Annotated in this window: 27 protein-coding genes; 12 read left to right on the plus strand and 15 right to left on the minus strand. The window is 56.6% G+C overall.

Annotation, left to right across the window (positions count from 1 at the left end; all coding sequences use genetic code 11):
* Positions 1-24 precede the first annotated feature (24 nt).
* From GOW93_RS17400 to GOW93_RS17410, 3 genes are all read right to left on the minus strand, one after another.
* The gene (locus GOW93_RS17400) at positions 25-339 is read right to left on the minus strand and encodes a DUF1244 domain-containing protein (RefSeq protein WP_170387093.1); all 315 of its coding nucleotides are present in this window, start codon (positions 337-339) and stop codon (positions 25-27) included.
* Between the two features lie 112 nt (positions 340-451).
* Entirely contained in the window at positions 452-691 is a 240-nt protein-coding gene (locus GOW93_RS17405; RefSeq protein WP_170387095.1) for a DUF6868 family protein, read from the minus strand.
* Between the two features lie 87 nt (positions 692-778).
* Positions 779-1,516 (minus strand): N-formylglutamate amidohydrolase, encoded by a 738-nt coding sequence (locus GOW93_RS17410; protein WP_170387097.1) that lies wholly within the window; start codon positions 1,514-1,516, stop codon positions 779-781.
* A 133-nt stretch (positions 1,517-1,649) separates the two neighbouring features.
* Here GOW93_RS17410 and pyk point away from each other — a divergent pair, with 133 nt between their 5' ends.
* The 6 genes from pyk to GOW93_RS17440 all read left to right on the plus strand — a co-directional run bounded on the left by pyk (position 1,650) and on the right by GOW93_RS17440 (position 7,386).
* On the plus strand, positions 1,650-3,095 hold the full coding sequence (gene pyk / locus GOW93_RS17415; protein ID WP_170387099.1) for a pyruvate kinase: 1,446 nt from the start codon (positions 1,650-1,652) through the stop codon (positions 3,093-3,095).
* Between the two features lie 244 nt (positions 3,096-3,339).
* Entirely contained in the window at positions 3,340-3,777 is a 438-nt protein-coding gene (locus GOW93_RS17420; protein ID WP_170387101.1) for a universal stress protein, read from the plus strand.
* Positions 3,778-3,791: 14 nt separating this feature from the next.
* Positions 3,792-5,342 (plus strand): alanine/glycine:cation symporter family protein, encoded by a 1,551-nt coding sequence (locus GOW93_RS17425; protein WP_170387103.1) that lies wholly within the window; start codon positions 3,792-3,794, stop codon positions 5,340-5,342.
* A gap of 181 nt (positions 5,343-5,523) precedes the next feature.
* Positions 5,524-5,724 (plus strand): 50S ribosomal protein L35, encoded by a 201-nt coding sequence (gene rpmI, locus GOW93_RS17430; RefSeq protein WP_010443552.1) that lies wholly within the window; start codon positions 5,524-5,526, stop codon positions 5,722-5,724.
* Between the two features lie 14 nt (positions 5,725-5,738).
* Entirely contained in the window at positions 5,739-6,104 is a 366-nt protein-coding gene (gene rplT / locus GOW93_RS17435; RefSeq protein ID WP_008756009.1) for a 50S ribosomal protein L20, read from the plus strand.
* A 202-nt stretch (positions 6,105-6,306) separates the two neighbouring features.
* Positions 6,307-7,386: a DUF2652 domain-containing protein gene (locus tag GOW93_RS17440; protein ID WP_170387105.1), complete on the plus strand. Its 1,080-nt coding sequence runs from the start codon at positions 6,307-6,309 to the stop codon at positions 7,384-7,386.
* A 70-nt stretch (positions 7,387-7,456) separates the two neighbouring features.
* Here GOW93_RS17440 and GOW93_RS17445 read toward each other — a convergent pair whose 3' ends face one another.
* Positions 7,457-8,848 carry an aminotransferase family protein gene (locus tag GOW93_RS17445; RefSeq protein WP_170387107.1) on the minus strand — a complete coding sequence of 464 codons (1,392 nt, stop codon included), beginning with the start codon at positions 8,846-8,848 and terminating at the stop codon, positions 7,457-7,459.
* A 220-nt stretch (positions 8,849-9,068) separates the two neighbouring features.
* Here GOW93_RS17445 and GOW93_RS17450 point away from each other — a divergent pair, with 220 nt between their 5' ends.
* Positions 9,069-10,697, plus strand: coding sequence for an acyl-CoA synthetase (locus GOW93_RS17450; protein ID WP_170387109.1), 1,629 nt, complete (start codon positions 9,069-9,071; stop codon positions 10,695-10,697).
* Here the strand turns inward: GOW93_RS17450 and GOW93_RS17455 are convergent.
* From GOW93_RS17455 to hmgA, 7 genes are all read right to left on the minus strand, one after another.
* Positions 10,694-11,035, minus strand: coding sequence for a DOPA 4,5-dioxygenase family protein (locus GOW93_RS17455; protein WP_170387111.1), 342 nt, complete (start codon positions 11,033-11,035; stop codon positions 10,694-10,696). The genes GOW93_RS17450 and GOW93_RS17455 overlap by 4 nt on opposite strands.
* 98 nt (positions 11,036-11,133) lie before the next feature.
* Positions 11,134-11,331, minus strand: coding sequence for a DUF2783 domain-containing protein (locus tag GOW93_RS17460; RefSeq protein WP_170387112.1), 198 nt, complete (start codon positions 11,329-11,331; stop codon positions 11,134-11,136).
* Between the two features lie 5 nt (positions 11,332-11,336).
* A complete protein-coding gene (locus GOW93_RS17465) occupies positions 11,337-12,947 on the minus strand; it encodes an FAD-dependent oxidoreductase (RefSeq protein ID WP_170387113.1) in 1,611 nt (536 codons plus the stop codon).
* Positions 12,948-13,080: 133 nt separating this feature from the next.
* A complete protein-coding gene (locus GOW93_RS17470; protein ID WP_170387114.1) occupies positions 13,081-14,031 on the minus strand; it encodes an MBL fold metallo-hydrolase in 951 nt (316 codons plus the stop codon).
* Positions 14,032-14,041: 10 nt separating this feature from the next.
* Positions 14,042-15,298: a fumarylacetoacetase gene (fahA, locus tag GOW93_RS17475; RefSeq protein WP_170387115.1), complete on the minus strand. Its 1,257-nt coding sequence runs from the start codon at positions 15,296-15,298 to the stop codon at positions 14,042-14,044.
* 79 nt (positions 15,299-15,377) lie between these two features.
* On the minus strand, positions 15,378-15,545 hold the full coding sequence (locus tag GOW93_RS17480; RefSeq protein ID WP_170387117.1) for a hypothetical protein: 168 nt from the start codon (positions 15,543-15,545) through the stop codon (positions 15,378-15,380).
* Positions 15,545-16,900 (minus strand): homogentisate 1,2-dioxygenase, encoded by a 1,356-nt coding sequence (gene hmgA / locus GOW93_RS17485; RefSeq protein ID WP_170387119.1) that lies wholly within the window; start codon positions 16,898-16,900, stop codon positions 15,545-15,547. The genes GOW93_RS17480 and hmgA overlap by 1 nt, the downstream gene beginning before the upstream one ends.
* A 56-nt stretch (positions 16,901-16,956) precedes the next feature.
* Between hmgA and GOW93_RS17490 the strand changes: the two genes are divergently transcribed.
* From GOW93_RS17490 to GOW93_RS17500, 3 genes are all read left to right on the plus strand, one after another.
* Positions 16,957-17,409 carry a MarR family winged helix-turn-helix transcriptional regulator gene (locus GOW93_RS17490; protein WP_170387121.1) on the plus strand — a complete coding sequence of 151 codons (453 nt, stop codon included), beginning with the start codon at positions 16,957-16,959 and terminating at the stop codon, positions 17,407-17,409.
* A 49-nt stretch (positions 17,410-17,458) separates the two neighbouring features.
* On the plus strand, positions 17,459-18,694 hold the full coding sequence (locus GOW93_RS17495) for an adenylate/guanylate cyclase domain-containing protein (protein WP_170387123.1): 1,236 nt from the start codon (positions 17,459-17,461) through the stop codon (positions 18,692-18,694).
* Positions 18,695-18,873: 179 nt separating this feature from the next.
* The gene (locus GOW93_RS17500; RefSeq protein ID WP_170387125.1) at positions 18,874-19,821 is read left to right on the plus strand and encodes an AEC family transporter; all 948 of its coding nucleotides are present in this window, start codon (positions 18,874-18,876) and stop codon (positions 19,819-19,821) included.
* A 19-nt stretch (positions 19,822-19,840) separates the two neighbouring features.
* On the opposite strand, the gene GOW93_RS17505 is transcribed toward GOW93_RS17500, so the two are convergent.
* A complete protein-coding gene (locus GOW93_RS17505; RefSeq protein ID WP_170387127.1) occupies positions 19,841-20,650 on the minus strand; it encodes a division plane positioning ATPase MipZ in 810 nt (269 codons plus the stop codon).
* 217 nt (positions 20,651-20,867) lie between these two features.
* On the opposite strand from GOW93_RS17505, the gene GOW93_RS17510 reads away from it, so the two are divergent.
* Complete coding sequence (locus GOW93_RS17510) at positions 20,868-21,755, plus strand: AEC family transporter (RefSeq protein WP_170387130.1); 888 nt, start codon at positions 20,868-20,870, stop codon at positions 21,753-21,755.
* An 80-nt stretch (positions 21,756-21,835) separates the two neighbouring features.
* Positions 21,836-23,431 carry an MFS transporter gene (locus GOW93_RS17515; RefSeq protein ID WP_170387132.1) on the plus strand — a complete coding sequence of 532 codons (1,596 nt, stop codon included), beginning with the start codon at positions 21,836-21,838 and terminating at the stop codon, positions 23,429-23,431.
* A gap of 34 nt (positions 23,432-23,465) precedes the next feature.
* Here the strand turns inward: GOW93_RS17515 and GOW93_RS17520 are convergent, their stop codons facing one another.
* The 3 genes from GOW93_RS17520 to rplS all read right to left on the minus strand — a co-directional run bounded on the left by GOW93_RS17520 (position 23,466) and on the right by rplS (position 24,613).
* Positions 23,466-23,693: a hypothetical protein gene (locus GOW93_RS17520; RefSeq protein WP_170387134.1), complete on the minus strand. Its 228-nt coding sequence runs from the start codon at positions 23,691-23,693 to the stop codon at positions 23,466-23,468.
* Between the two features lie 303 nt (positions 23,694-23,996).
* Entirely contained in the window at positions 23,997-24,218 is a 222-nt protein-coding gene (rpmE, locus tag GOW93_RS17525) for a 50S ribosomal protein L31 (RefSeq protein WP_170387136.1), read from the minus strand.
* A gap of 11 nt (positions 24,219-24,229) precedes the next feature.
* Positions 24,230-24,613, minus strand: coding sequence for a 50S ribosomal protein L19 (rplS, locus tag GOW93_RS17530; RefSeq protein ID WP_170328369.1), 384 nt, complete (start codon positions 24,611-24,613; stop codon positions 24,230-24,232).
* Positions 24,614-24,903: the final 290 nt, after the last annotated feature.

The following is a 24,903-nucleotide window of genomic DNA, read 5'->3' on the forward strand; positions in this document are numbered from 1 at the left end:
GCGGGCCTTTTGCATTTCGGGGCGTCAGTCCTGTTTGCCGACATTCTCTTCGAAGGCAACCTTGAAGGCGGCCTGTTTCTCGGGGCTGGCATCGGTCTGATAGTTGGCCTTCCACTCATCCATGGTCATGCCGTAGAAAATCTGACGGGCTTCGTCCTTGCCCATTTCAATGCCCTTTTCATTGGCGGCTTCCTGATACCAGCGGGACAGGCAGTTGCGGCAGAACCCGGCCAAATTCATCATGTCGATGTTCTGCACGTCCGTGCGGTCTTCCATCAGGTGCTTCTGCAACCGGCGGAAAGCGGCGGCCTGAAGTTCGATTTCGGTTTGCTTGTCCATGGTCTGGCTCCGAACGGTTTTCTGGTGTGTTGTGTCTGACCTAACAATCCAATCGTGGTCTTACAACAATCACGAAGGGCCATTGGGCCCTTCGCAGCTTTGGATGTCAGTGTTATGCCAGTTTGAGCGCCAGCCAAGGCATCAGGCAGAACACGATCGTCAGGATCTTGTAGTTGGCAAGATACCTAAAATAGGCCCTTTTCACATCAGCCCGCTCCATCTGGAACATTCTGCCGTGAATGCCCGCTATCCAGTCATGCAAGGCAAGGATCATCAGCGTGGTAAAGCCCAAAAGGGCGATGTTCAGGACCGTCATCCAGCCGAAGACGGTCGTCAGGAATTCCTGAGTCATGGTCGTCTCCTTTCCTCCAATATATGGGGTGCAAGGAATACGCTCACAATAACGTGAGGCCTGAAAGCAGCCTCGGATGACCCAACGTCACAAGCCGCTATCGACCAATGCGTCCTGCAAGATTACGGCAAGCCGCTCGGCCCAGTCGCGCTGTCCCGCGTGATCGGCAATCAAATCGTTGCGCAGTTCGATCAGAGCATTCGGACGGCCATGAACTGTGCAATGCCGGTCAATCGCGTCGCCTGGCAGCACTCCGGTATACGGTTCGTTGACGCCGACACATAGATCGTCTTCCGCCTCAAGCCGGTCGATGAGTGGGCGCGAGAACCGTTCGTCCGGGGTATGCAGCACACCTATATGCCACGGGCGCGGGTGCCGGCCACGCAGTTGGCGCGTAAACGAATGCATTGAAACGATCACCGCATGGGGCAGGCCGGCCATACGCTCCAGCGCCTCATGATAGGGGCGGTAGCACATGTTCAGACGCCGCTCCCGCTCGGCCGCATCAGCATTGCGATTGCCGGGGATGATCGAACCGTCATAGAGCTTCATCAGTAGGGTCGGGTCATCCTCACCCCGGTTTGGGTCGATCACCAGGCGCGAGAAGTTGGCCGCAATCACGGGGGCGTTCAGGATCTCTCCCAGATGTTTTGACACCTCATAGGCACCCACGTCATAGGCGATGTGACGTTCCATGTCTTCGCGAGGAAGGCCGAGGTCACCGCCATTGATTTCGGGCGGTACTGTATTGGTCGCGTGGTCGCATGTGATCAACCAGCGCGAGGGGCGATCAGCGCCGTGGATAAAAAACGGAGAGTACGTCATAAGCCTGTCATCTAGTTTGTCGCAGGTGTAGGGCAGTTGCTTCGGAAAGGGAATTGCGCAATAAGCGGCTTGAAGCAATGTTTGCGGTAACATTTTTGCGGAACTGAACAGGGACCTGAGGAGAGCGCCACCAATGCGACGCCTGAGAAATGTAAAAATTGTGGCGACGCTGGGACCGGCGTCCAATGATTATGACACCATCCGTGCACTGCACGAGGCAGGTGCGGATGTGTTCCGCCTCAACATGAGCCACGGCAGCCACGACGAAATCCGCGAACGGCACAGGATCATCCGGCAGGTGGAAAAGGATCTGGACAGTCCGATTGCCATCTTGGCCGATCTGCAGGGCCCAAAGCTGCGGGTGGGAGAATTCGCCAATGGCGCGGAAGAACTGGAAGAGGGCGCTGCGTTTCGTTTGGATCTTGACGCCGCGCTGGGCGATGGCAGCCGCGTATGCCTACCACATCCTGAAATATTCGCCGCATTGGAACCGGGCGCGCGCCTGTTGGTCAACGATGGTAAAATTCGCCTGATCGTTCAGGACTGTGGTCAGAACTTTGCCAATTGCACTGTTGAGGTCGGCGGTACGATTTCGAACCGTAAGGGGGTGAACGTGCCTGACGTGGTTCTGCCGCTGGCGGCGCTGTCGGCCAAGGACCGTGACGATCTGGAATTTGTTTGCCAATTGGGTGTCGACTGGCTGGCACTTAGCTTTGTGCAGCGCGCCAAGGACGTGTTCGAAGCGCGCGCGTTGGCTGACGGGCGTGCCTCAATCCTGTCCAAGATCGAAAAACCTGCGGCGGTTGAGGCGTTTGAAGATATCCTCGATGCCTCGGACGGAATCATGGTCGCACGGGGCGATTTGGGTGTTGAGCTGCCCGTTTCTGCCGTGCCACCGATCCAGAAACGGCTGGTACGGAAATGTCGCAGTGCGGCCAAGCCGGTGATCGTGGCAACTCAGATGCTGGAGAGCATGATCGAAAGCCCGATGCCGACACGGGCCGAAGTCTCGGATGTGGCCACTGCGATTTATGAAGGCACTGACGCCATCATGCTCAGCGCGGAATCGGCGGCTGGCTCGTACCCGATCGAGGCCGTGCAAACCATGAACAAGGTTGCAATCGAGGTTGAGGCTGATCCGACCTACACGCAGATCATCGCGGCGTCCCGCACCGCCAAAGGCACAACAATCGCCGATGGTATCGTGGCCGCTGCGCGTGAGATTGCGGAAAAGACCGACATTAAGGCGATCTGCTGTTTCACTCAAAGCGGCACCACGGCGCTGTTGACTGCGCGAGAACGCCCCGGTGTTCCGATTATCGCGATGACGCCTGCGACAGGAACCGCGCGACGCTTGTGCCTGACCTGGGGGTGCCATTGCGTGATGACGCCCGAACTTGAGCGTTTTAAAGGCGCCGTTGTTAACGCCGCCCGCGCTGCTCGCTCTGGTGGGTTCGCCACAGAGACCGACCAGATCGTAGTGACTGCTGGCGTGCCGTTTAACGTGCCTGGAACCACTAATATCCTGCGGATTGCACCCTGTGATGAACGTCTGATCTATAACACCGATCCGGGTTAAACGGGGCGTTGAGGTAGATCCGCGTGATGCTGCAATGTGGAATTGCCTATTTTATAGGCGAAAATATGGTAGTAAAATCAATAAAAAACCGGACTCTGGGTTGAGTCTGGCAATTTCCTCTCTGTTTTTCGGTGTTTTTCCCGGATACTTGCCCGTAGGGGCGGTCTACTCAGAAAGTTCCAAGTTCCGGCCGCTCTGCCGGGGGCACGGGCCTCGGTAAAATCAACGATAACGGAGGGACGTCATGACAACGAAAATTGTCATAGGACTGGACGGGACAGAAACCGGGGAACGCGCAATCGCCTTTGCCAAGGACTTGGCGGGGCGGATTGGATCATGTGAGTTGCTTGTAGTTTATGTGATTGAATGGTCTCCATTTACTTTTCAGACACCTGAAGAAAACGCTTTGCGGCACAAACGGCGCGAGGAAGAGATTGAACTGGCTACCTCACGCATTGTCACCCCGGCAGTGGACGCGCTGAATACCGCTGGTTTTACGGCGAGAGGCATTGTTCGACATGGCGACGTGGCGGAGACACTGAATGCCATCACGGTCGAAAATGATGGAACGCAGATCATCGTCGGTCGCGCCTCAGCAGATGGCTTCAAGAAACGGCTGTTTGGCAGTTCGACCCAGAATCTCGTGATGCATGCCGACGTGCCGGTCACGGTCGTGAACTGAGGGGAGTGACGAAAATGAATATGCTTCAAAAACTATGCCTCGGTACTGTCGCGGCTTTGTTCGCCAATCCGGCAATCGCGCAAGAAGCGCCTGGTCTGGACGATAAGATCAATCAGGCGTTTGCTGATTTCACGGGGCCTTTTGTCAGCTTTATTTTTGCTCCGTTTCCGGGCACGGGATTCCCATGGATCGTAGGATGGCTTGTGATCGCGGCAACAGTTTTCACACTGTATTTTGCCTTTGTGCAGCTTCGCTTCTTTGGACATTCGATCAGCTTGGTCAAAGGTGATTATTCCGATCCAAACGATGCCGGTGAGGTCAGCCATTTCCAAGCGCTGGCGACGGCGCTTTCCGGCACAGTCGGCCTTGGTAACATTGCCGGTGTGGCCGTGGCTGTCGGGATCGGCGGGCCGGGTGCTACCTTTTGGATGATCGTCGCGGGCCTTCTGGGCATGGCGTCGAAATTCACCGAATGTACGCTGGGCGTTAAATACCGCAATGAATACGAAGACGGCACTGTCTCGGGCGGTCCGATGTATTACATGTCCAAAGGGTTCGCTGAATTGGGCCTGCCGGGCGGTAAGATTCTGGCCGTTCTGTTCTCGATCTTCTGTATTCTAGGCGCGCTGGGTGGGGGCAATATGTTCCAGGCCAATCAGGCGCATCAGCAAATCGCAGGAATAACCGGAGATTATCCTGGATGGATTACCGGTCTGGTCTTCGCAGGCATCGTGTTTGCGGTGATTGTCGGTGGTCTGAAATCCATCGCGCGCGTGACCGAGAAGGTCGTGCCGTTCATGGGTGTGATGTATGTGGCAGCAGCACTTGTGATCATCATCATGCATGCAGACCAAATAGGCTGGGCCTTCGGCCAGATATTCGCAGGCGCCTTTACTGGTCTTGGTGTAGCGGGTGGCATGGTCGGTGCGCTGATCCAGGGTTTCCGCCGTGCGGCGTTCTCGAACGAGGCGGGCGTTGGTTCTGCGGCCATTGCGCACTCGGCTGTTCGGACCAAAGAACCAATCACCGAGGGTTTTGTGTCGCTGCTGGAACCGTTCATCGATACGGTCGTGATCTGTACCATGACCGCACTGGTGATCATCATCACCCAGCAGCTAATCATCGACCCGGAAACCGGCAAGTACATGTTGAACGAAGCAGGTAACGCGATTGCAACCGTTGACGGCAACTCGGGTGTCAGCCTGACCTCGGCCGCCTTTGGCAGTGCGTTTGGCTGGTTCCCCTATGTACTGGCGATTGCAGTGGTTCTGTTTGCTTTCTCGACCATGATCAGCTGGTCTTACTATGGCCTCAAGGCTTGGACCTACCTGTTCGGCGAAGGTCACACTAAGGAATTGGTGTTCAAGGTCATCTTCTGCATTTTCGTTGTGATCGGTGCAGCAGCCAACCTTGGCCCGGTCATCGATTTCTCGGATGCGGCGATCTTTGCGATGGCGGTTGTGAACGTCTTTGCATTGTACTTCCTGATGAAGGTGGTGCGTGAAGAGCTGGCCAGCTACGCGGCCCGGTTGAAGAGCGGCGAGATTCGCAAGTTCGAGCACTAACCCGTACTATCGGGGCGGCCTGCGCCGCCCCGGTACATGACCATCCTGAGAATCGCGAGATTCTGCTCCAAACCCCCTTGCCAGTATGACAAAACTTGCGTAAACGGCGCTTCTGATCGCGTGACCGGCCGAGATGGCATGCCGAGTCGCGTTTAGTACCGAACCCTGAAAGGAGACGGAAATGCCTAAGATGAAGACCAAGTCGAGCGCCAAGAAGCGCTTTAAGGTGACTGCGACCGGTAAGGTCCTTGCTGGCCAGGCCGGCAAACGGCACGGCATGATCAAGCGGACCAAAAAGTTCATCCGCGACGCCCGTGGCAACACCACCCTGTCCGCCCCCGACGCCAAGATCGTCAAGGGCTACATGCCCTACGACCGCTAAGAGGAGATTAAGAGATGTCCCGCGTTAAAGGTGGAACCGTAACTCACGCCCGTCACAAGAAGGTCATCAAGGCCGCCAAAGGTTACTATGGCCGCCGCAAGAGCACCTTCAAGGTTGCCCGTCAGGCCGTCGACAAGGCCAACCAGTACGCAACCCGCGACCGTAAGAACCGCAAGCGCAACTTCCGCGCCCTGTGGATTCAGCGTATCAACGCTGCTGTCCGTTCGCATGACGAAGCACTGACATATTCCCGCTTCATCAACGGCCTGAACCTGGCCGGTATCGAAGTGGACCGCAAAGTTCTGGCCGACCTGGCCGTGCACGAACCGGAAGCGTTCGGCGCGATCGTCGCCAAAGCTCAGGCCGCTCTGGCAGCCTGATCGTCTTTTAGAGAGACAGTGAACGAAGGGCCGTCCCGTTGGGGCGGTCTTTTTTCATGACCAACCGACAATTGCGCTCCAAACGAAATAACGCAGCGGATGAATTTCCAAGTTAACCTGCCTTGATCAGCCACATTTGTTCGAGTGTGTTTTCGTCTTATAAAGGCGAGGGGTAATCATTTTTCCGTTGGGGGGGCGACCAATGACATCGACGCATACAGGCTATCTGCTGATAGCCGATATTACCGGCTACACTCAGTTTCTGACGTCATCGGAAATGGATCATGCCAATCCCATTCTGCAGTCTCTTTTGGGAGTATTGCTAGAACAGGTGGGTGACCCGTTGCACTTCTGGAAGACAGACGGCGACGCTGTTTTGGCTTATTCGACGCGTCAAGATTTTCCCTCAGGAGAGACGTTCCTCACCATTTGCGAAAACCTCTACAATGCGTTTACGCTCAGGCGGCAGGACATCATCGCCAACACGACCTGCCCATGCCAAGCTTGTGCGAATGTCGAAAACCTGGATCTGAAGATCATCGCTCATCACGGTCAATTCGATGAATTGCAGCTGGGTCCGACCAAAGATATTTCTGGTGCCGACGTCATTCTTGTCCACAGAATGACCAAGACGGATGTTGCCAAGCGTACGGGCATCCGCAGCTACGCCCTGTTTAGTGAAGCCGCAGGTGAAGCGATGGATATCAGCGACATTATGGAGCCGTTTTCCCAAGAAATTGAGTATTTTGGCGAGGTCGGGATGAAGGTCTACGACTTGGCCAAATCATGGGAGACGATGCGCGCTGGCCGTCAACGTGATTTCCTCGAAGAGCAGGACGGCGTCTGGACCCTGCGCTATCATTTCGACGCGCCCATCGGCCTTGTATGGGAGGCTCTGGTTGCCCCAGAACAAAAACTGAAATGGATGAACAGCGTCAGTGACATCAAAATGGAGAACCCTCTGGGACGTCTTGGTCCCGGATCGGGCTATCACTGCGCGCACGCGATGGCTCAGTTTTTCTATCGCGTGACAGATTGGGAACCCTTTAAGTATTTCTCAACCCGCATTTTGGACCCTGCGCGCCCAGAAATCAGCTTTCCCGAAACATACCATCTGACCGAAACAGATAATGGAACTGAATTACGCTATACAATGGGTATCGCTACCGATGGAGATGGTGTGCGTTCGAAAATTTCCGAGCAGGAATGTTCCGTATTTCTAGCAGAATTCTGGGCCGTGTCTTTCGCTGACATGAATGAGCAACTCAAGCAGTCCGGCTAGTACGCCACATGCTTTAAAGAAAAACCGGCACGTTAAGTGCCGGTTTTCATTGGTTTCAAAGATCGGAGCGTTACCCAAACACACGGCCCAGCGCACCGTCGACCGCGTCGGTGATCTGGTCGATGTCATCCGCCGTCGCAATCAGCGCGGGCGAGAAGCACAGCGTGTTGTTGCGGCTTGGGATCGAGCGGTTGGTGGCACCAATGATGACGCCCTGCGCCATACAGTCGGCTACAACCGCCTGAACCTTCTTCTCGTCCATCGGCTCTTTGGTCGAACGGTCTGCGACCAGTTCTGCGCCCAGGAACAGGCCCTTGCCGCGGACGTCGCCGATCACCTTGTGCTTTTCCATCAGCGCCTGCAGGTTAGCCAGCATACGGTCGCCCATGTCGGTGCAGTTCTGAAGCAGGTTCTCGTCTTCGATGATGCGCATGTTCTCGATAGCCGCTGCCGGACCGGCGGTGCAGCCACCAAAGGTCGAAATGTCGCGGAAGTAGCCCATCGGATCAGCTGCGTCGTCCTTGAACATATCAAAGACTTCTTCGGTGGTGACCATGCAGGCAATCGCCGCATAACCCGAGGCAACGCCTTTGGCCATGGTTACGAAGTCCGGCTTGATGCCGTATTGCTGATAGCCGAACCAGGTGCCGGTACGGCCAACGCCGCAAACCACTTCGTCGATATGCAGCAGCACGTCGTACTTCTTGCAGATTTCCTGCACACGCTGCCAATAGCCCTCGGGGGCTTCGATCACGCCGCCACCTGCGGTTACCGGCTCAAGGCACAGTGCGCCGACGGTCTCGGGGCCTTCGCGCAGGATGACCTCTTCGATCTGATTGGCAGCCCATTCACCAAAGTTTTCAACGGGTGCACCGTCCAGCTCGTGCTTGCGGTATTCCATGCAGTGCGGCACGCGCACGAAATCGGGTGCAAAGGGGCCGTATTGCGCGGTGCGCTCGTCCTGACCACCTGCCGACATGGTTGCCAGCGTCGAGCCGTGATAGTCGCGATCACGATACAGGATCTTGGTTTTCTTGCCGCCGTATTTCTTGTGCGCGATCTGACGGACAATTTTGAAGGCCTTCTCGTTCGCTTCCGAGCCCGAGTTGGTGTAGTAGACGCGGCTCATGCCCGGCATTTTGTCGATCAGCATTTCAGCAAAGTTCGAACCGGGGATCGAGCCGGCGGAATTGGCGAAATAGCAGATTTTCATCAGCTGGTCGTAAACCGCCTTACAGATCGATTCGCGGCCATAGCCGACGTTGACAGTCCAGACGCCACCCGAAACCGCGTCCAGATGCTCTTTGCCCTTCTGGTCCCAAACGCGCATGCCTTTGCCTTCGACAATGATGCGTGGGTCATTGGTTTCAAACTGTTTATGCTGGATCAGGTGATGCCAGAGATGGGCGCGGTCGGCCTCGACTACGCGGGAAAGATCGTTTTCGTTGAACGTGCCGTCCATGACATGTCCTTTCAGTCAGATGCGGAAGGCGGAATACGGGAATGGTCCCGATCCGACAGATGTTTGTGATAGTGCAGATCACCCAAAATGGCCTGCCAGAGATAGGGCCAGATAGCATTATCCCATATCGCCAGTTCATCCTAACATAGTATTTTTGCGGATTTTCAGGCGCGCATCTTTATGCTCAAGTCTCGCAATCGCGATTTGGGAGGATCAGCGGATGGGAGCCACACAAATTTACGAATATCATCTGGACAAATGCCGGGCGAATTATGCGCCCTTGTCCCCGCTGAGCTTCATTGAACGCACGGCGCAGGTTTATCCGGATTACCCGTCGGTCGTATATGGCGAACGCCGTTACAACTGGGCTGAGACCTACGCGCGTTGCCGCCGTTTAGCGGGCGCACTCGCTGGACGTGGTATCGGCTCGGGCGATACTGTCTCAATCATCGCCGCCAATATTCCAGAGATGTATGAGGCGCATTTTGGCATTCCCATGGCCGGGGCTGTTCTGAATGCGATCAACACCCGGTTGGATGCACCGATCATAGCCTTCATCCTGAACCACGCTGAAACCAAAGTGCTTTTGGTCGATCCCGAGTTTGCGGGCGTTGTGAAAGAGGCGCTGAAGGAGGTCGATCATGACCTTCTGGTGATCGACATCGAAGACCCCAGCTTTGACGGCGGCGAAAAGCTGGGCAGCCTGACCTATGATGCGCTGCTGGCTGAGGGCGATCCGGAATACGCATGGTCCTTGCCCGGTGATGAGTGGGACGCAATCACGCTGAACTATACCTCGGGCACCACAGGCAACCCCAAAGGGGTGGTCTATCACCACCGAGGGGCGGCACTGAACGCACAGTCCGACCTGTTGGACTGGGATATGCCCAAACATTCCACTTATCTGTGGACCTTGCCGATGTTCCACTGCAACGGCTGGTGTTTCCCCTGGGCGATGGCCGCCAATGCAGGCGTTTCAGTCTGCCTGCGCGCGGTGCGGGCCGAGCCGATCTATGCCGCTTTCCGCGATGAAAAGGTCACGCATTTTTGTGGCGCACCCATTGTGCTGAACATGCTGGCCCATGCGCCTGACGAGCTGAAGGATTTCGACCATCAGATCAAGGTGATGACCGCCGGTGCCCCGCCACCTGCCGCCGTGATCGAGGCGATGGAGGCGATGGGGGTCGAGGTGACCCACGTGTATGGGCTTACTGAGACATACGGCCCCTCCGTCGTCTGTGCCTGGAAGGATGAATGGAATGCCAAGGATGCGCAGGAACGCGCCGCGCTGAAGGTGCGGCAAGGGGTGCGCTATTCGGCCCTGTCCGGGCTGATGGTGGCCGATCCCGAGACGCTGGAGCGTGTGCCTGCAGATGGTGAAACCATGGGTGAAATCTTTATGCAGGGCAATGTCGTGATGAAAGGCTATCTGAAGAACCCTGATGCGACGGACAAAGCTTTTAATGGCGGCTGGTTCGCCTCGGGCGATCTGGGGGTGATGTATCCCGACGGCTATATCGCGCTCAAGGATCGGTCCAAGGACATCATCATCTCGGGCGGCGAGAATATCTCATCCGTCGAGGTTGAGGGAATCCTGTATCAACACCCAGCGGTGATGGAGGCCGCGGTGGTGGCTCGCCCCGATGAGAAATGGGGGGAAACGCCTTGTGCCTTCGTCGAGTTGAAACCCGACGCTACGGCGACCGAGGCGGAATTGATCGCGTTTTGCCGGGACAATATGGCCCACTTCAAGGCGCCAAAGACTGTGGTGTTCGGAACTCTGCCGAAGACATCGACAGGTAAGGTACAGAAGTTCGTACTGCGGGATCAGGCGCGGGCACTGTCTTAAGAACCGGCCTTGTCGAACATTGAAAGGTTCAGATCCAGCATCTCGCCCATCCAGATGGCCCGGTCGCGATGGTCCTCGAGATGCTGGCCGGTCTCGGGGTGGGTGAAGATGGTCAGCCCTTGTCGGTTTAGCATCAGCCAGGGAATGACTTGAGCGAAGGCATCGGCAGCAAAGCCCAGCTGGCAGCTCCAACGGGGGTGCGGGCCAACGGGGCGCGTGTGCATGTGACCCATCGCAACGGGAAAAAGGCGGGCAGCTTCTTCACAGATTTGTTTTGCTGTGGCTTGGGTGTCTGCGTCGAAATAGACATGGGCGTGATAGCCTACGATTTCTGGCATGGCGTCCTCATTTCTCAGATGAGACCAACCTAAGGCGACCCGACACCCATTCCTACCTGCGGCCACACACAAATTATGTGCGCGGGCTTAGACCTTCCTTAGGTCGAATACCCTGCCGCCGTTTTCACAGCTTCCGACAGTACGTCGGCATCTCCGATATGGTTGGCTAGTATAAGAATAAGCCGCGCGTTCAACGCATCGCTGGCAGGTTTGTCCAACCCATCATACGCAGCCAGCAAACTGGCATAAAAATCATCAGCATCGTCTAGGTTGGCGGTGAGGATCAGATCAGCCATCTTGCTTACTCCTTACCTGTGGCTCGGCGGATTGCCTGCCGGAATGTGTTTTCTTCGTAGCTGTCTCGCCGGGCAGCAACATGTTGGTCGGGGCGGATCAGGTAGACTGCACTGGTCGCATCCCCCAGATAGCGGCGCTTGAGCTCCAGCGTCAGGTCATCCTTGACCGAAAGCGCGAGCCGCGTGGCTTCGACACCGCCCTCTTCGATCCGTTCAGGCGCGTCAGCGTCTATGGTCAACAGGGTAAACTTGCCCGCCAGCTTCGGCAGCAGGAATTCGTCTCCCAGTGGCGCATCAGGGCAGGCTGAACCGGGCCGGGTTATGCTCGGTCCGTTCAGCGCGTCGGCCGAGCTTAGCGAGGACCTCTCATAGGTGCAGGGTGTGCTCAGCCGTCCGGAATTGACCAGCGGACGCGCAAATTCATGCTTTTCGCTCAGGTCCAGAACAGCGTCCCGCAACAGACGTGACATTTCGGATTTCGGCGTGATGAAATCGGTCGAGCGGCTGGATTTGGTGATGTTCTCGTCCGCTGCCTGCACCCGCTCTCGACTGTAACTGTCCAGCAGAAGTTCGGGTGCCTTGCCGTCGATCACAAGTTTCAGTTTCCAGCACAGGTTGTCGGCGTCCTGCATTCCGGCATTCGCACCCAGTGCTCCGAACGGGCTGACCTGATGGGCGCTGTCGCCGGCAAACAGCACACGATCGTAGCGGAAGCGCTCCATCCGGCGGCACTGGAACGTATAGATCGAGACCCATTCCAGATCGAACTCAACGTCCTCGCCCAGCATCGCTTTGAGGCGCGGAATGACGTTCTCGGGCTGTTTCTCTCGGTCCGTGTCGATGTCTCGTCCCAACTGCAGGTCAATGCGCCAGACATTGTCGGGTTGCTTGTGCAACAACGCCGATTGACCGCGATTGAAGGGAGGATCAAACCAAAACCAACGTTCTGATGGGAAGTCGGCCTCCATCACCACATCGGCGATCAGGAAGTTGTCCTCGAACACGCGGCCTTCAAAATCGAGCCCCAGCATCCGGCGGGTCGGAGAACTTGCCCCGTCGCAGGCGATTAACCATTCGGCTTCGACATTATAGGGGCCTTCTGGAGTTTCGACCTCAAGAGTGACATGAGTGTCATGGGTGCCAATGGCTTCGACTTTGTTGCGCCCGCGGATTTCGATGGGCGCGCCGTCAGCCTGCAATTCCCGCACGCGATCGACCAGGGCGTTCTCAAAATAGTATTGCTGCAGATTTATGAAGGCTGGGTTCGCATAACCCGCATCGGGCTGCAGATTGAACTCATAGACTTGGCGGTCGTTGAAAAAGACCTTGCCCGTGTCCCATTGCACGCCTTTTTCCACCATAGGACGGCTTGCCCCCAGACGGTCGGCGATATCAAGGGTGCGCTGAGAAAAACAAATGGCCCGGCTGCCGAAACTAACCTTGTCATTGTCGTCCAACACCACGACTTCGACCCCTTGCTGCGCCAGATCAATGGCTGTGGCCAGGCCGATTGGTCCAGCGCCGATCACGATCACCTTATGGCGGACTGCGATGGTTGCATCCTGATCCGGGCTGCGCTGATAAGCGTAGAGTGGGACCTCGAAAATCTTGTTCATGATCTCTCCCCGATGTACCGGCGCTGATGTGCGCAGGATTTCGTGCTCCGGGCGTGTAACCCGAGGCTTGAGACAATGGTTTCACCGAAAAAACCGCGGTAAAACGATCTGGATCAAATGCGACGGTATGTCCCTAACCTTGCAGAGCTGCCCACATGTCCAGATCGCGCTGAGCTGTCCATATGCGCGGAGTGTCAATGCCACGTGCCTCGTCATAGGCACGTGAGACGTTGAACGGCAGGCAGTGCTCATAGATCGCATAGTCGGCGAATTTCGGGTCGCATTCGGCGCGCACGGCGAGCCATGCGTCTTTCAGCGAACCGCCGCGCGCTGCGACCTGGGCCGCCGGACGATAGGTGCTATCGACGAAATCGCGAGTGCTATTTATCGCGGCGTTCACCATTTCCTGCCCGATCAAAGCATCTCCGCGCCCCGGGGCGATGGCTTCCAGGTCAAACCCTTCGATTGCATCCAGGGTGCTGCCCCAATCCGCGAAATGACCATCCCCGCAATAACAGGCCGAGCGGTACTCGACGATGTCACCAGTAAACATCACGTTTTGATCGGGCACGTGGACGACAATATCCCCGGCGGTGTGAGCGCGGCCCAGATGCATCAAGTCGACCCGGCGATTGCCCAGATAGACCGTCATTCTGTCTCGGAAAGTGGTAGTTGGCCACGTCAGGCCGTGGATGCTTTCGTAGCCTTCGAATAGGCGGGGAAAGCGCTGAAACTCGCTGTCCCAATCTTCTTGCCCGCGTTCTGCTACCATTGCGCGGGCGTTGTCGGACATGATGATCTGTTGCGCGTCATAGGCGCTGGCGCCCAACACCCGAACGGCGTGATAATGGGTAAGCGCCAGATGGGTTATCGGTTTGTCGGTGACCGAGCGCACGCAGTCGATTACCTTTCGGGCCAGACGGGGGGTGGCTTGCGCCTCGACAATCATCACGCTGTCATCGCCGATGATCACGCCGGAATTCGGGTCGCCCTCGGCCGTGAAGGCGTATAGGCCGTCACCTATTTTCGTAAAAGCAATGTTCTTCTGTGACGTGTCGCCTTGCGAAGCAAAAGCTTTTGTCATTACGTACTCCTTACCGGGCGAAAGGATCTTCGAGAGCAGGCAGAACGGTGCCAGTGCAGTCGCCGAACCCGATTGTGTAGCCTTTGCCTTTGGACGTGCCTTTCAGGGTCAAAGTGTCCCCATCCTCGATGAAACTGCGTATCTCGCCGCTGTCCAATGTCAGCGGTTCCTTTCCGCCCCAGCTGAGTTCCAGCAACGATCCGCGTTCGGATTTGTTCGGGCCAGAGATGGTGCCAGAGCCCAGCAGGTCTCCGGTATTCATTGGGCAGCCGGATGTCGCATGATGGGCCAGTTGCTGCGCAGCCGAGAAATACATCTGCTTGTAGTTTGTCCGGGCTATGGTGGTGGCCTGCTTGCTACGCGGTGCCATCGTGATTTCCAGATCAATATCGTACAGCATGGGGCCGCAATCCCTCAGGTGGTCCAACAATTCGACCTCACGCGCAGGGGTGTTGCAGCGAAACGGCTCCAACGCGGCTTTGGTCACGATCCACGGGCTGATCGAGGTGGCTGTTGCCTTGGATTGGAAGGGGCCCAGCGGTTGATATTCCCACGCCTGAATGTCGCGGGCAGACCAGTCGTTCAGCAGGACATAGCCAAAGATCATATCGTACGCCTGTTGCACCGATACCGGCCCCTCCGAGGGCGTTCCGACGATGGCACCCACTTCAAGTTCGATGTCGAACCGGCGGCTGGGCAGGAAGGCAGGCCGGTCGTGATCGGGCGATTTCAGCTGCCCCCACGGGCGGCGAATTTCAGTGCCAGACACAACAACCGACGACGCCCGGCCATTATAGCCAATAGGCATGTGCGGCCAGTTGGGCGGAAGGGCGTTTTCCGAACCTCGAAACATGGTGCCGACATTCTGGGCATGGTGACGGCCCGAGTAGAAATCGGTGTATTCACTGACCGCAATGGGCATGTGCATTTCGGCGTCGGCCTGCGCGACCAAAAGGCGTTCGACTGCGTCCCGCCCCTGCGATCCTTCGGCCAGCAGGGTGGTCAACCGATTGCGCAGGGCGGCCCAGACAGCGGGGCCTTGTTCCATCAGCGGGTTCCAGAAGGGCAGGTCGAACAGTGGCTCATCGCTCAGATCGATCAGCCCCTCGGTCTCGGCCAAGGTCACGTCCAGGATCATGTCACCAATCGCTACACCACAGTGCGGTTCGGACCCGTCGACCGAAAAGACACCATAAGGCAGGTTGTTCAGCGGAAACGGGTGTTCGGCGGAATTGGCCGAGGCCACCCAGGATTTCGAAAGTGTCATTGGTGTTCCTTGTCGCCTTTGTCGTCGTAGCGAATGTGGCACCAGGAAAGGACGTGCCGTATGGTCCTGTTTCCATCTTTTAGTCGCCGCCGGGATCGGCCCCGCTGGAAGAACCTTCCTGGCGATGGCCGGGCAGTGGATTGTGCTTGTAGTGGTCGCGCTTGCCATTCCAGTGTCCGCGCCGCGCCCATATCGACATGCCGACTATGCCCAAGAACACTGCAATGACTATGTAGCCAGCATCCATCACTTTCTCCCCGGTGTTCCGTCGAACTTTTTCTCAAGCGAGGTCCAGCAGTCAATGTAATCGTCCTGCAAGGGAGCTTCATTGGCCGCAAAAGGCGTCAGATGCTGCGGAAAGCGGGTTTCGAACATGAAGGACATGGTGTTGTCCAGCTTGTCTGGGCCGAGATTGGCGTTCGAGGCTTTGTCGAATGCCTCGCGGTCCGGCCCGTGCGGCAGCATCATGTTGTGCAGGCTCATGCCGCCGGGGACAAAGCCCTGCGGCTTGGCATCATACTGGCCGTAGATGTTGCCCATCAGCTCGGACATGATGTTCTTGTGATACCAGGGTGGGCGGAACGTATCCTCGGCCACCATCCAGCGTTCGCGGAACAGGACAAAGTCGATATTGGCCGTACCCGGTTGCCCCGAAGGCGCCGTAAGTACAGTAAAGATCGACGGGTCCGGATGGTCGAACAGGATCGCACCGACCGGGCAATAGGTGCGCAGGTCGTATTTGTAGGGCGCATAATTGCCGTGCCATGCCACCACATCCAGCGGGCTTTGGCCAACCTTGGTAGTGTGAAACTGCCCGCACCATTTGACAGTGACGGTCGAGGGCACCTCGCGGTCTTCAAACGCAGCCACGGGCGCCTTGAAGTCGCGCGGGTTGGCCATGCAGTTGGCGCCGATCGGGCCGCGGCCCGGCAATTCGAATTTCTGCCCGTAGTTTTCACAGACAAAGCCGCGCGCGGGCCCCTTCAGCACCTCAACCCTGTACACCAGCCCACGCGGAATGATGGCTATTTCCTTGGGCTCGAGGTCGATGATGCCCAGTTCAGTCGCAAAACGCAGGCGGCCTTCTTGCGGAACCACAAGCATCTCGGAATCCGCCGAGAAGAAATAGGTATCCACCATCGACTCGGTGACAAGATAGATATGGCTTGCCATGCCCACCTGCGTGTTCACATCACCTGCTGTGGTCATCGTCCGCATGCCGGTCAGCCAGGTCAGCCCTTCGTCAGAATGCGGCACTGCATCCCAGCGGTACTGCCCCAAGCTGATAACGTCCGGGTCAACGCATGGCGCGGATTTCCAATATGGCAGGTCGATTTTTTCATAACGATGCGAATGCTTTACCGAGGGGCGGATACGATAGCACCAGGTCCGTTCAGGCGGGTTCGCGGTAAAGGCTGTGCCGCTAAGCTGTTCGCCATACAGTCCATAATTACAGCGCTGCGGGCTGTTCATGCCTTGTGGCAATGCGCCGGGCAGAGCCTCGGTTTCGAAATCATTGCCAAAGCCGGGCATATAGCCTTTGTGCGTGCCAACAGGGCTGCTGGCTTGCGTGAGTGTGTGCGGATCAGTCGGATGGTTCATCCTGTGTTCCTCCGTTGTTACTTGAGAAATAATAGTTGATTTTGTAACTAACAAGGATGACGGACGGTGATTTCAGTGAAAGTGAAGGTTTTGATCTGCGGGATTTCTTGCCCTATCTGTTGAACCGCGCGGCCGAGGAAAGCTCTTTGGAGTTTCAGCAGATCTACAAGGATCGCTACGGTATGCTGCGAACGGAATGGCGGGTTTTGTTCCATCTGGGAAACTACGGTGAAATGACCGCGAAACAGATCGGTGAGCTTGCGAAGATACACAAAACCAAGATCAGCCGCGCAGTGCACAGGTTAGAAAACCGCCGGTATCTTTCGCGCAGTCGCAGTGAGGCGGATCGCAGGGTTGAAAATCTGACCCTGACCCCAATGGGGCAATCCGTTTACAGAGAACTAAGTGCTATTGCTGAGCAATACGACACAAAGCTGGCCGCCCAGTTCAGGGCAGAAGAGGTGGCGGTGTTGCGGAAACTGCTGCGACGGCTGGCGCATATGGGGTGAACAGTGGTAGTTTTACCCCCTGGCACTTCAGAGCGGACACTGAAAACTAATGGTCAACCCGAACGCTGTAGCGGCGACATCAACCGATCTTATCAACTGGCTTGTGACACGTGGTCTGGAAGGCGCCACGAAAGAAGACCTGCTTGATGGCTATTGCAACAAATTGTTGGAGCTGGGCGTGCCGCTCATGCGTTTCCACGCAGCACAGTCGGCCTTGCACCCGGTTTACGGCGGAACCGGGTTCAGCTGGTATCAAGGACAGGGCGGTGCGTCTGAAACATTTGAGTATTCCGAACAACCCAGCGAGCAGTGGCAGCAAAGCCCGCTGTTTGCGATCCTCAATGACAATTTGAAAGAAATCCGCGAACGTTTGGTCGATCAGAATGAGGCGAGCCGGTATCCTTTGTTGAACGATCTGCGTCAGATTGGAGCCACGGATTACTACGCCACCGGAGTCAGCTTTGACGTGCCGACCCATAACGCACCGAAGGATGCCAAAAAGGCGGTGGACGGCGTATTGTTGTCCTGGGCCTCGAATGCGCCGCAAGGATTTGAAGATAGGGACTTGGAGTTGATCAATATCGCGCTGCCACATCTGGGGTTGGCGCTGAAATCGGCTGCAAGTGCGCGGATTTCCAAGGACCTGATGCGGGTTTATCTGGGCCGCGACGCGGGGCGACGTGTTTTGTCCGGTGAAATCCGGCGCGGTTCGCTTCAGCAGATCGACGCGGTAATCTGGAACTTTGACCTTGAAGGTTTCACCAGTCTGTCAGAAGAGCTGCCGGGCAATGAAATCATTGACATGCTGAATGACTATCTGGCTGTGGCCGTTGGCGTTGTGCATGACAATCGCGGCAATATCCTGAAATTTATGGGCGATGGACTGATGGCGATGTTCGACGTCGGCGAGATTGATGAAGACGCGCGCGCCGCATTGAAAGCCGTGCCGGAGTTGCAAGAGCGGATGGGCGCGCTGAACGCCCGCCGAGAAGCAGAGGGGCTGCCGGTTGCCAACTTTACTCTTGCCCTTCATGCCGGAGAAATCCTCTATGGCAACATCGGGTCTGAAACCCGCCTGGATTTTACCGTTATTGGCCCGGCTGTGAATCAGACTGCCCGGATTGCCGGAATGCACCGATCCCTCGGGCAGCGGATTCTGATTTCGGACGACGTGGCAAAGGCGGCACAGCCTTGCGGACAGGATCTGATCTCGGTCGGGCGCTATATGCTGCGTGGTGTAGCCGAGCCGAAGGAGCTGTTTACGATCTACAAAGCGCCGCTCTAGTCGCGCTTGGCCGCCGAGAAAAACCGGTGCCAACTACTGTCCTTTAAGTAAAATTCAACCAATGACAACTGTCTGTTTCTGAACGATTTTGACGGATCAGACTTCTGTTGTATGATCCACTCTCATGTTCGAAGGCCGTCAAGTATAACTGGTTACGCAAGAATGGAGTCGAGTAGACCGTGCAATTCGATACTCTCTTCGACGCTTTTGTTGTGATGTTGGCGCTGGTTGGGTCTGCGGTCTGGTTTCGGCGCAGAAATGTCATTCAAGACCGAGAACAAGGTGTGTTCGCCCGTCTGGTGACGGATTTCGCGTTGCCAGCCCTGATATTCGCGAATCTCAGCAGTGAGCCCTTCCGAATACAGAATTTCGAATTGGCACTGGTTCTATTTCTTTCCATCGCCACAGTTATGGTCACAGCCTGGTTGGCCGGGCGTTGGATGCGGCTGGAACGGCCAGTGCTGGGCTCGGTGATCCTTGTGTCCGGGGTTGGTAGCACCTCGACGCTGGGTTATTCCCTGCTGCAGAACATCTATGGCGACAATGCCGAAATCATGAGCCAGCTTGTCGTTATGGGCGAGATCGGAGTGATACTGCCTCTGTTCACCGTCGGTGTCGCTATCGCCAGTTATTTTGGCGAAAACGATGGGCAGGGGCCCACGGTTGGCGATGCGTTCCTGACCTTTCTGCGATCCCCTATTTTTCTGGCCTTTGTGCTGGGGGTGCTTGCGTCGGCCATCGGTTTGCCAAAAGACAACAGGGTAGTGGCGTTGTTGGACGATTTTCTCGGGATCGCCAGCGCCTCACTGACATTCCTTGTGGCTTTTACCATCGGTCTGATGTTGCGACCAATCGCGATTGGTCAGTTGGCGGGGCTGGTTTTGCTTGTCTGCGCGCTCAAGTTGATCCTCGAGCCGGTGGTTGCAGGGAGCTTTGCTTTTGCGCTGGGGTTGGCAGATTTTCAGCACGACATTCTGGTGGTCGAAGCAGCGATGCCGTCCGGGGCGCTGGCGGCTGTGATTGCTGCACGGTACGGCTGCGATTCAGCGATTGCGTCAGCCTTGCTTGTCGCTACTTTCGTGCTCAGTCTGTTTGCATTGCCACTGATCGGTTATCTTGCGCTGTAACTTGTGTGACACTGTTTCGTTAGAAGTCGATCTCGACGCCCGGAAGGTTTAGTTCCTTCATCATGTCGCGCAGCTCTTGCCTTGCGGCGATGTTCGAGATGTTCAATTGCTTGACCCCGATATCCTTGAGATCCAACAAGGTCAGCCCGCGCGGAAACAGTTCGCGGAAGATCACTCGCTCGGAAAACCCTGCTGCAACGCGGAAGCCGATGCGCTGTGACAGCATCTCGATGGCGCGCTGCATCTTTTCCTTGTTGACCATGCGCTGGGTACCAACGCGGTTGCGTACGACAACCCAGTCGATGGGTTTAAGCCCGGCCTGTGCCCGCAACTGACGTGCGTTCCAGACCATCTCGGAATAGACCGACGGCCCAAGGATTTTCTCACCCTTCGAGTCGATGCGCGCCAACAGGTCAAAATCGATGAAACTGTCGTTCAGCGGAGTGACCAGCGTATCGGCCAGCGAATGCGCCACTTGGCTTAGGCGGGTATGAGAGCCGGGGCAGTCGATCAGGATAAAGTCGCTATCGCTTTCCAATTCGGACACGGCGGCGGAAAGGCGGTGATCGTAGATGTTCTCGCCGGGTTTCAGCGTGGTGGCGTCGATCTCGGGCAGGTCATGGTGGCGCGGGCTGGGCAAGTTCAGCTCTGCGTTTTTCATGAAGTTGTCGCGGTTTTCGAAATAGCGCCCTAGGCTGCGCTGTCGCAGATCCAGATCAAGCGTGCTGACCTTGTGGCCCAGCCGTGCCAGCGCGGTGGCCACATGCATAGACACGGTCGATTTGCCCGCGCCGCCCTTCTCGTTCCCCACTACGATGATATGTGCCATGCCTGTATTCCCATGTCCCGCCGTGCTTACCCACACGTTGTTGCGACCCACTATATGTTGTGCAAGGCTAGAAGGGAAGAACCCCAAGCTTGTTGCGGTGCGATATTAGGCTCTAAATTGGAAAACAGCGGCTTGGCGATGGGTTGGGCTGCGTACTTGCCAAATTTACCGCTCTGTTTCACTGTCCGGTATATAGATTTGCGCATAGGGGCGGTCGTTGGAGAGCCTGTTTCTGAACGTTCTGAACGTGGTCTTGCCTGTGCTGATCTGCGCGGGAATCGGGTATTGCCTGGCGCTGATCAAGGCGCCTTTTGACAACAAAGTGATTGGGGGAGTTGTCTCGCGGGTCGGTTATCCCACGCTGATTATCTCGCACTTGTCCACCACCAAGATTGCCGTTGGCACATTTCTTGACGTGATGGCCGCCGCCGCATTGGCAATTGCGGGGTTTGGCGTCTTGGGTTTCGTTGCGCTGAAGAGCATGCGTTTGCCGGTACGTGCGTTTCTAACGCCGCTGATGCATGGCAATGTGGGTAATATCGGTTTGCCGATTACCCTGCTTGCCTTGGGCGACGCGGGTATGGCCTATACCATGGCTTTCGTTGTCGTCGTATTGATCAGTATTTTCACTGTGGGCATGTGGATACCCGCCGGAGAATTCTCTCCCAAAAAGCTTGCCTCATCGCCGATCATTTATGCAGTGATCCTGTCGCTGGTCCTGATGGCAACTGGATACAGCCTGCCGCAACCCGTGGCCAAATCCTTTGACATTCTTGGTGGGCTTTCGATCCCGCTTATGTTGCTGACGCTGGGACATACCCTCGCGACGCTGCGAATCAAAAGCCTTGGGCGCGCAGTGTTGTTGACCCTGCTTCACCTGGTGATGGCTATCGTGATTGCGGCGGCGTTAGTCTGGGCCTTTGATTTCACAGGGGCCGAGCGCGGGGCAGTTATCCTGTGCTGTCTGATGCCCGCTTCAGTCGCGACCTATTTATTCATCGACCAGCACGTGCCGGAATATGGACCGGACGTGGCAGGGTTTATTCTGGTCTCGACGTTCACAATAATTGTCGTGCTGCCGGTTGCGCTGGCCTACTGGATCTGAAGGCTGCCCTAGGCGAAGAGGAAAAAATCGCTAAACTGCTGATTAATTGCATTAAAGATTCATAGTTTGAGGGCACGTTGATGACGAATAAGACCTCGGCAGAAGTAACCCCGCAGGCCCGCGCCCGAGTGGTGCTTGCCATGACTGCGATCTGCATGATGGTCGTAGGGTTCAATACTACAGCTGTCGCAACGATCCTACCCAACCTGAAGGCCGAGTTTGATCTGACACCATCTGGCCTGCAATGGGTTATGGCAACCTACACCGTGGCCAGCGCGACGCTTGTCACCATCGTCAGCCGCCTCGGCGATATTACCGGGAAAATGGGTGTGTTTTTCTTTGGCATGATTGTCTTTTCAATCGGGTCAGCCTTTGCTCTGTTTGCTCAAGATGGAACGATGCTGTTGTTTGGCCGTGGCGCGCAGGGCGCGGGCGCGGCGGCGTTGTTCGGGACCTCTCTGTCCTTGCTGACGGCGGCTACGCCCGAGGAGCAACGCGCCAGCGCTACGGGTGCCTGGGGGGCGATTGTGGGGCTGGCGATTGGCCTAGGGCCAATTGTGGGCGGCGCTTTTGGGCACTATGTCAGTTGGCGAGCGGTGTTTGCGATCGACATTGTTTTACTGGCCACGGCCTTTGCTATCGGATTGCATGTCAGTAAACGGAATTATGTGCCGGATACCCGCCTCGCCGGGGCGAAATTCGATTATCCGGGGGCGGTCGCGATCCTTTTCTTTTTGGGGCCGCTGTCCTTTGCGCTCAGCAACGGTGAAAGCGGAGGGTGGGCCACCCCCTTGACGCTGCTGCCGCTGGCTGTAGCTGCCGTCGCCGCCATTGTATTGGTGAGAGTTTCCCGTCATAGCGACGACCCACTGATCGAGCTGCGATACTTCCGCCATCCGCGCTATTTTATGGCCGGGGCAGGGATGTTCTGTACCGGATTCACGCTGTTCTGCTTCTTTGTCTATTTTAACACCTTCGTGCAGTCGCCCGATGCCTTTGGGTATTCCTCCATCGGGGCAGGGCTGGCGATCATGCCACTCAGCCTCAGCATGTTTGTTATCTCGGTTACTGCGCCCCGGTTTCTTGCCCCTTACAGTTTTCAATGGCCTGTTGCGATTGGCCTTGGGGCGATGGCCTGTGGGTTCCTGCTGATGATGACGACCACGAACACCACGCAATATGCCGAGATCTGGTGGAAACTGCTTATTATCGGTGTCGGGCTGGGTATCTGTTTCTCACTGCTGCCCCGTTTGGGCTTGCGCTTACTGCCCGACGAGCACGTGGGGCAAGGGTCCGGCGTGATCAACGCCTGCCTCTATTTTGGTGCAACTCTGGGGGCCGTGGTCGGTGGATTGGCCGAGGCTATCACGACCCGCAGGGGTCTGTCCGAAGTGATCGACGCACTGCCCGCAGGCTCAACTCAGCGCGAGGATCTGGCCCATGCGTTGACCCACGGTACGCCGAGCCAGATACAGCAGCTGATTGCAGGGATGGACCCGACGGCCAGCGCTGCTCTGGCCAAAGCACTGCGGGACCTGCAGGACAATTCTTTTGACAGCGCGATGGTGGTTGCCGCTGTTGCCGCGCTTATCGGCATGGCGTTGGCGCTGATCTTGCTGCGCGGGCCGGTACCGCCGGTACACAGCGCAGCGGAATTGACGCGAAATCCGCGATAGTAGGATTAAATCCTCTGTGCTGGCTTAAATGAACTTAGCCGCCAAGGTATACCCCACCCTTGGGACGATAAAAGACCTTCTGATCGTGTAGTTTTCCAAGAAGATCATGAATCCGCCGCAGGGTGTTTTCGCGGTCCGCACTGCCGTCTTTCCCATCTTCCAGTGCTGCCTGTGACAAGGAGGCGGCGGAGCCGCGCAATGCCGTTTCGATCAGATCCATATCCTCGACCGATAGCTCGATCATATCGTTGTATTGGGGCATTTTCCGGGTCTCCGTGGTCACTCAGCCTCTGTCGCAGCCCATTGTATCATTTACCGGCCTTCGACGAAATTGGCCTTCGCCGAGGCAGTTTGCTGCACAAAGCATACGACCCGACGGAGGATAGATTGGTGTCTCGGGTGCTTGGAGAACCAGACCTTGCCAGACGGTGCGTAAATTGAGTTGCGTTTGATGAAATGAAGCCCCGTGCCTGACGTGATCTGGAGGCAATGTTGAACTTAGGCGCCTCTAAAACAAAAAAGGCCGCCCCAAAGGACGGCCTTTCGCATCTCAAACGGGTCAGGCTTAGAAGCCCAGACCTTCGTATTTTTTCTTGAACTTCGACACACGGCCGCCGGCGTCCATCAGGCGCGACGAACCACCGGTCCATGCGGGGTGCACGGAGGGGTCGATTTCCAAGGCCAACTGGTCGCCTTCGCTGCCCCAGGTAGATTTCATTTTCACGATCGAGCCGTCGGTCATTTTGACGTCGATGAAGTGGTAGTCGGGATGGATGTCTTTTTTCATCTTTCCGCTCCTTACGCCTCGGCGCCAGCCTTGGGCTTGTAGTTGGTGACTTCTGCGATACGCGCGGATTTACCACGGCGCGAGCGCAGGTAGTACAGTTTGGCGCGACGAACGCGGCCACGGCGGACAACGGTGATGCTGTCGATGTTGGTCGAGTGCAGCGGGAACACACGCTCCACGCCTTCGCCAAACGAGATTTTGCGAACGGTGAACGAACCGGCGATGCCGCTGCCACCTTTGCGCGCGATGCAGACACCTTCGTAGTTCTGCACACGGGTACGCGACCCTTCGGTCACTTTAAAGCCGACACGGATGGTGTCACCGGCTTTGAAATCGGGGATGTCTTTCCCCAGGGCGGCAATCTGTTCCGCCTCAAGCTGTGCGATCAGGTCCATCGCAGTTTCTCCTATCTGCTCGTGGTTGGTCCACGAAGTTTGGGCACGGCCTGAGAGCTCTTGGTCTTCATCGGGTCCTGCGTACAGCCCGCCAGAGGTCAGATCGAATGTTCCTTTGGTCCGGTCTGCCCTGACACGCCGTAGCTGAAGAAAGCCGAGCGTTGCGCCATAATGCAAACCAAAACACCGGAGTCGCGAAGTTGCGGCACCGGATTGCGCTGCTTTACGGGGTTTGCGGTCAGGGATCAAGCCAAAATCGCCATGTTTTTCGGGCTTGGACGGTGGGTTTC

This window comes from Ruegeria atlantica (assembly GCF_013032455.1).
GTDB classification, from domain to species: domain Bacteria; phylum Pseudomonadota; class Alphaproteobacteria; order Rhodobacterales; family Rhodobacteraceae; genus Ruegeria; species Ruegeria atlantica_B.

Bases quoted from the DNA above. Each gene is read 5' to 3' on its own strand.
- fahA (WP_170387115.1), bottom strand. From the start codon at position 15,298: ATGACACTTTCGAAATCCTGGGTGGCCTCGGCCAATTCCGCCGAACAC.
- GOW93_RS17450 (WP_170387109.1), top strand. From the start codon at position 9,069: ATGGGAGCCACACAAATTTACGAATATCATCTGGACAAATGCCGGGCG.
- GOW93_RS17505 (WP_170387127.1), bottom strand. From the start codon at position 20,650: ATGGCACATATCATCGTAGTGGGGAACGAGAAGGGCGGCGCGGGCAAA.
- GOW93_RS17440 (WP_170387105.1), top strand. From the start codon at position 6,307: ATGACATCGACGCATACAGGCTATCTGCTGATAGCCGATATTACCGGC.
- hmgA (WP_170387119.1), bottom strand. From the start codon at position 16,900: ATGAACCATCCGACTGATCCGCACACACTCACGCAAGCCAGCAGCCCT.
- GOW93_RS17520 (WP_170387134.1), bottom strand. From the start codon at position 23,693: ATGCCCCAATACAACGATATGATCGAGCTATCGGTCGAGGATATGGAT.
- GOW93_RS17495 (WP_170387123.1), top strand. From the start codon at position 17,459: ATGGTCAACCCGAACGCTGTAGCGGCGACATCAACCGATCTTATCAAC.
- GOW93_RS17515 (WP_170387132.1), top strand. From the start codon at position 21,836: ATGACGAATAAGACCTCGGCAGAAGTAACCCCGCAGGCCCGCGCCCGA.
- GOW93_RS17425 (WP_170387103.1), top strand. From the start codon at position 3,792: ATGAATATGCTTCAAAAACTATGCCTCGGTACTGTCGCGGCTTTGTTC.
- pyk (WP_170387099.1), top strand. From the start codon at position 1,650: ATGCGACGCCTGAGAAATGTAAAAATTGTGGCGACGCTGGGACCGGCG.
- GOW93_RS17400 (WP_170387093.1), bottom strand. From the start codon at position 339: ATGGACAAGCAAACCGAAATCGAACTTCAGGCCGCCGCTTTCCGCCGG.
- rplT (WP_008756009.1), top strand. From the start codon at position 5,739: ATGTCCCGCGTTAAAGGTGGAACCGTAACTCACGCCCGTCACAAGAAG.
- GOW93_RS17405 (WP_170387095.1), bottom strand. From the start codon at position 691: ATGACTCAGGAATTCCTGACGACCGTCTTCGGCTGGATGACGGTCCTG.
- GOW93_RS17470 (WP_170387114.1), bottom strand. From the start codon at position 14,031: ATGACAAAAGCTTTTGCTTCGCAAGGCGACACGTCACAGAAGAACATT.
- GOW93_RS17465 (WP_170387113.1), bottom strand. From the start codon at position 12,947: ATGAACAAGATTTTCGAGGTCCCACTCTACGCTTATCAGCGCAGCCCG.
- GOW93_RS17480 (WP_170387117.1), bottom strand. From the start codon at position 15,545: ATGGATGCTGGCTACATAGTCATTGCAGTGTTCTTGGGCATAGTCGGC.
- rpmI (WP_010443552.1), top strand. From the start codon at position 5,524: ATGCCTAAGATGAAGACCAAGTCGAGCGCCAAGAAGCGCTTTAAGGTG.
- GOW93_RS17490 (WP_170387121.1), top strand. From the start codon at position 16,957: ATGACGGACGGTGATTTCAGTGAAAGTGAAGGTTTTGATCTGCGGGAT.
- rpmE (WP_170387136.1), bottom strand. From the start codon at position 24,218: ATGAAAAAAGACATCCATCCCGACTACCACTTCATCGACGTCAAAATG.
- rplS (WP_170328369.1), bottom strand. From the start codon at position 24,613: ATGGACCTGATCGCACAGCTTGAGGCGGAACAGATTGCCGCCCTGGGG.
- GOW93_RS17460 (WP_170387112.1), bottom strand. From the start codon at position 11,331: ATGGCTGATCTGATCCTCACCGCCAACCTAGACGATGCTGATGATTTT.
- GOW93_RS17420 (WP_170387101.1), top strand. From the start codon at position 3,340: ATGACAACGAAAATTGTCATAGGACTGGACGGGACAGAAACCGGGGAA.
- GOW93_RS17445 (WP_170387107.1), bottom strand. From the start codon at position 8,848: ATGGACGGCACGTTCAACGAAAACGATCTTTCCCGCGTAGTCGAGGCC.
- GOW93_RS17410 (WP_170387097.1), bottom strand. From the start codon at position 1,516: ATGACGTACTCTCCGTTTTTTATCCACGGCGCTGATCGCCCCTCGCGC.
- GOW93_RS17455 (WP_170387111.1), bottom strand. From the start codon at position 11,035: ATGCCAGAAATCGTAGGCTATCACGCCCATGTCTATTTCGACGCAGAC.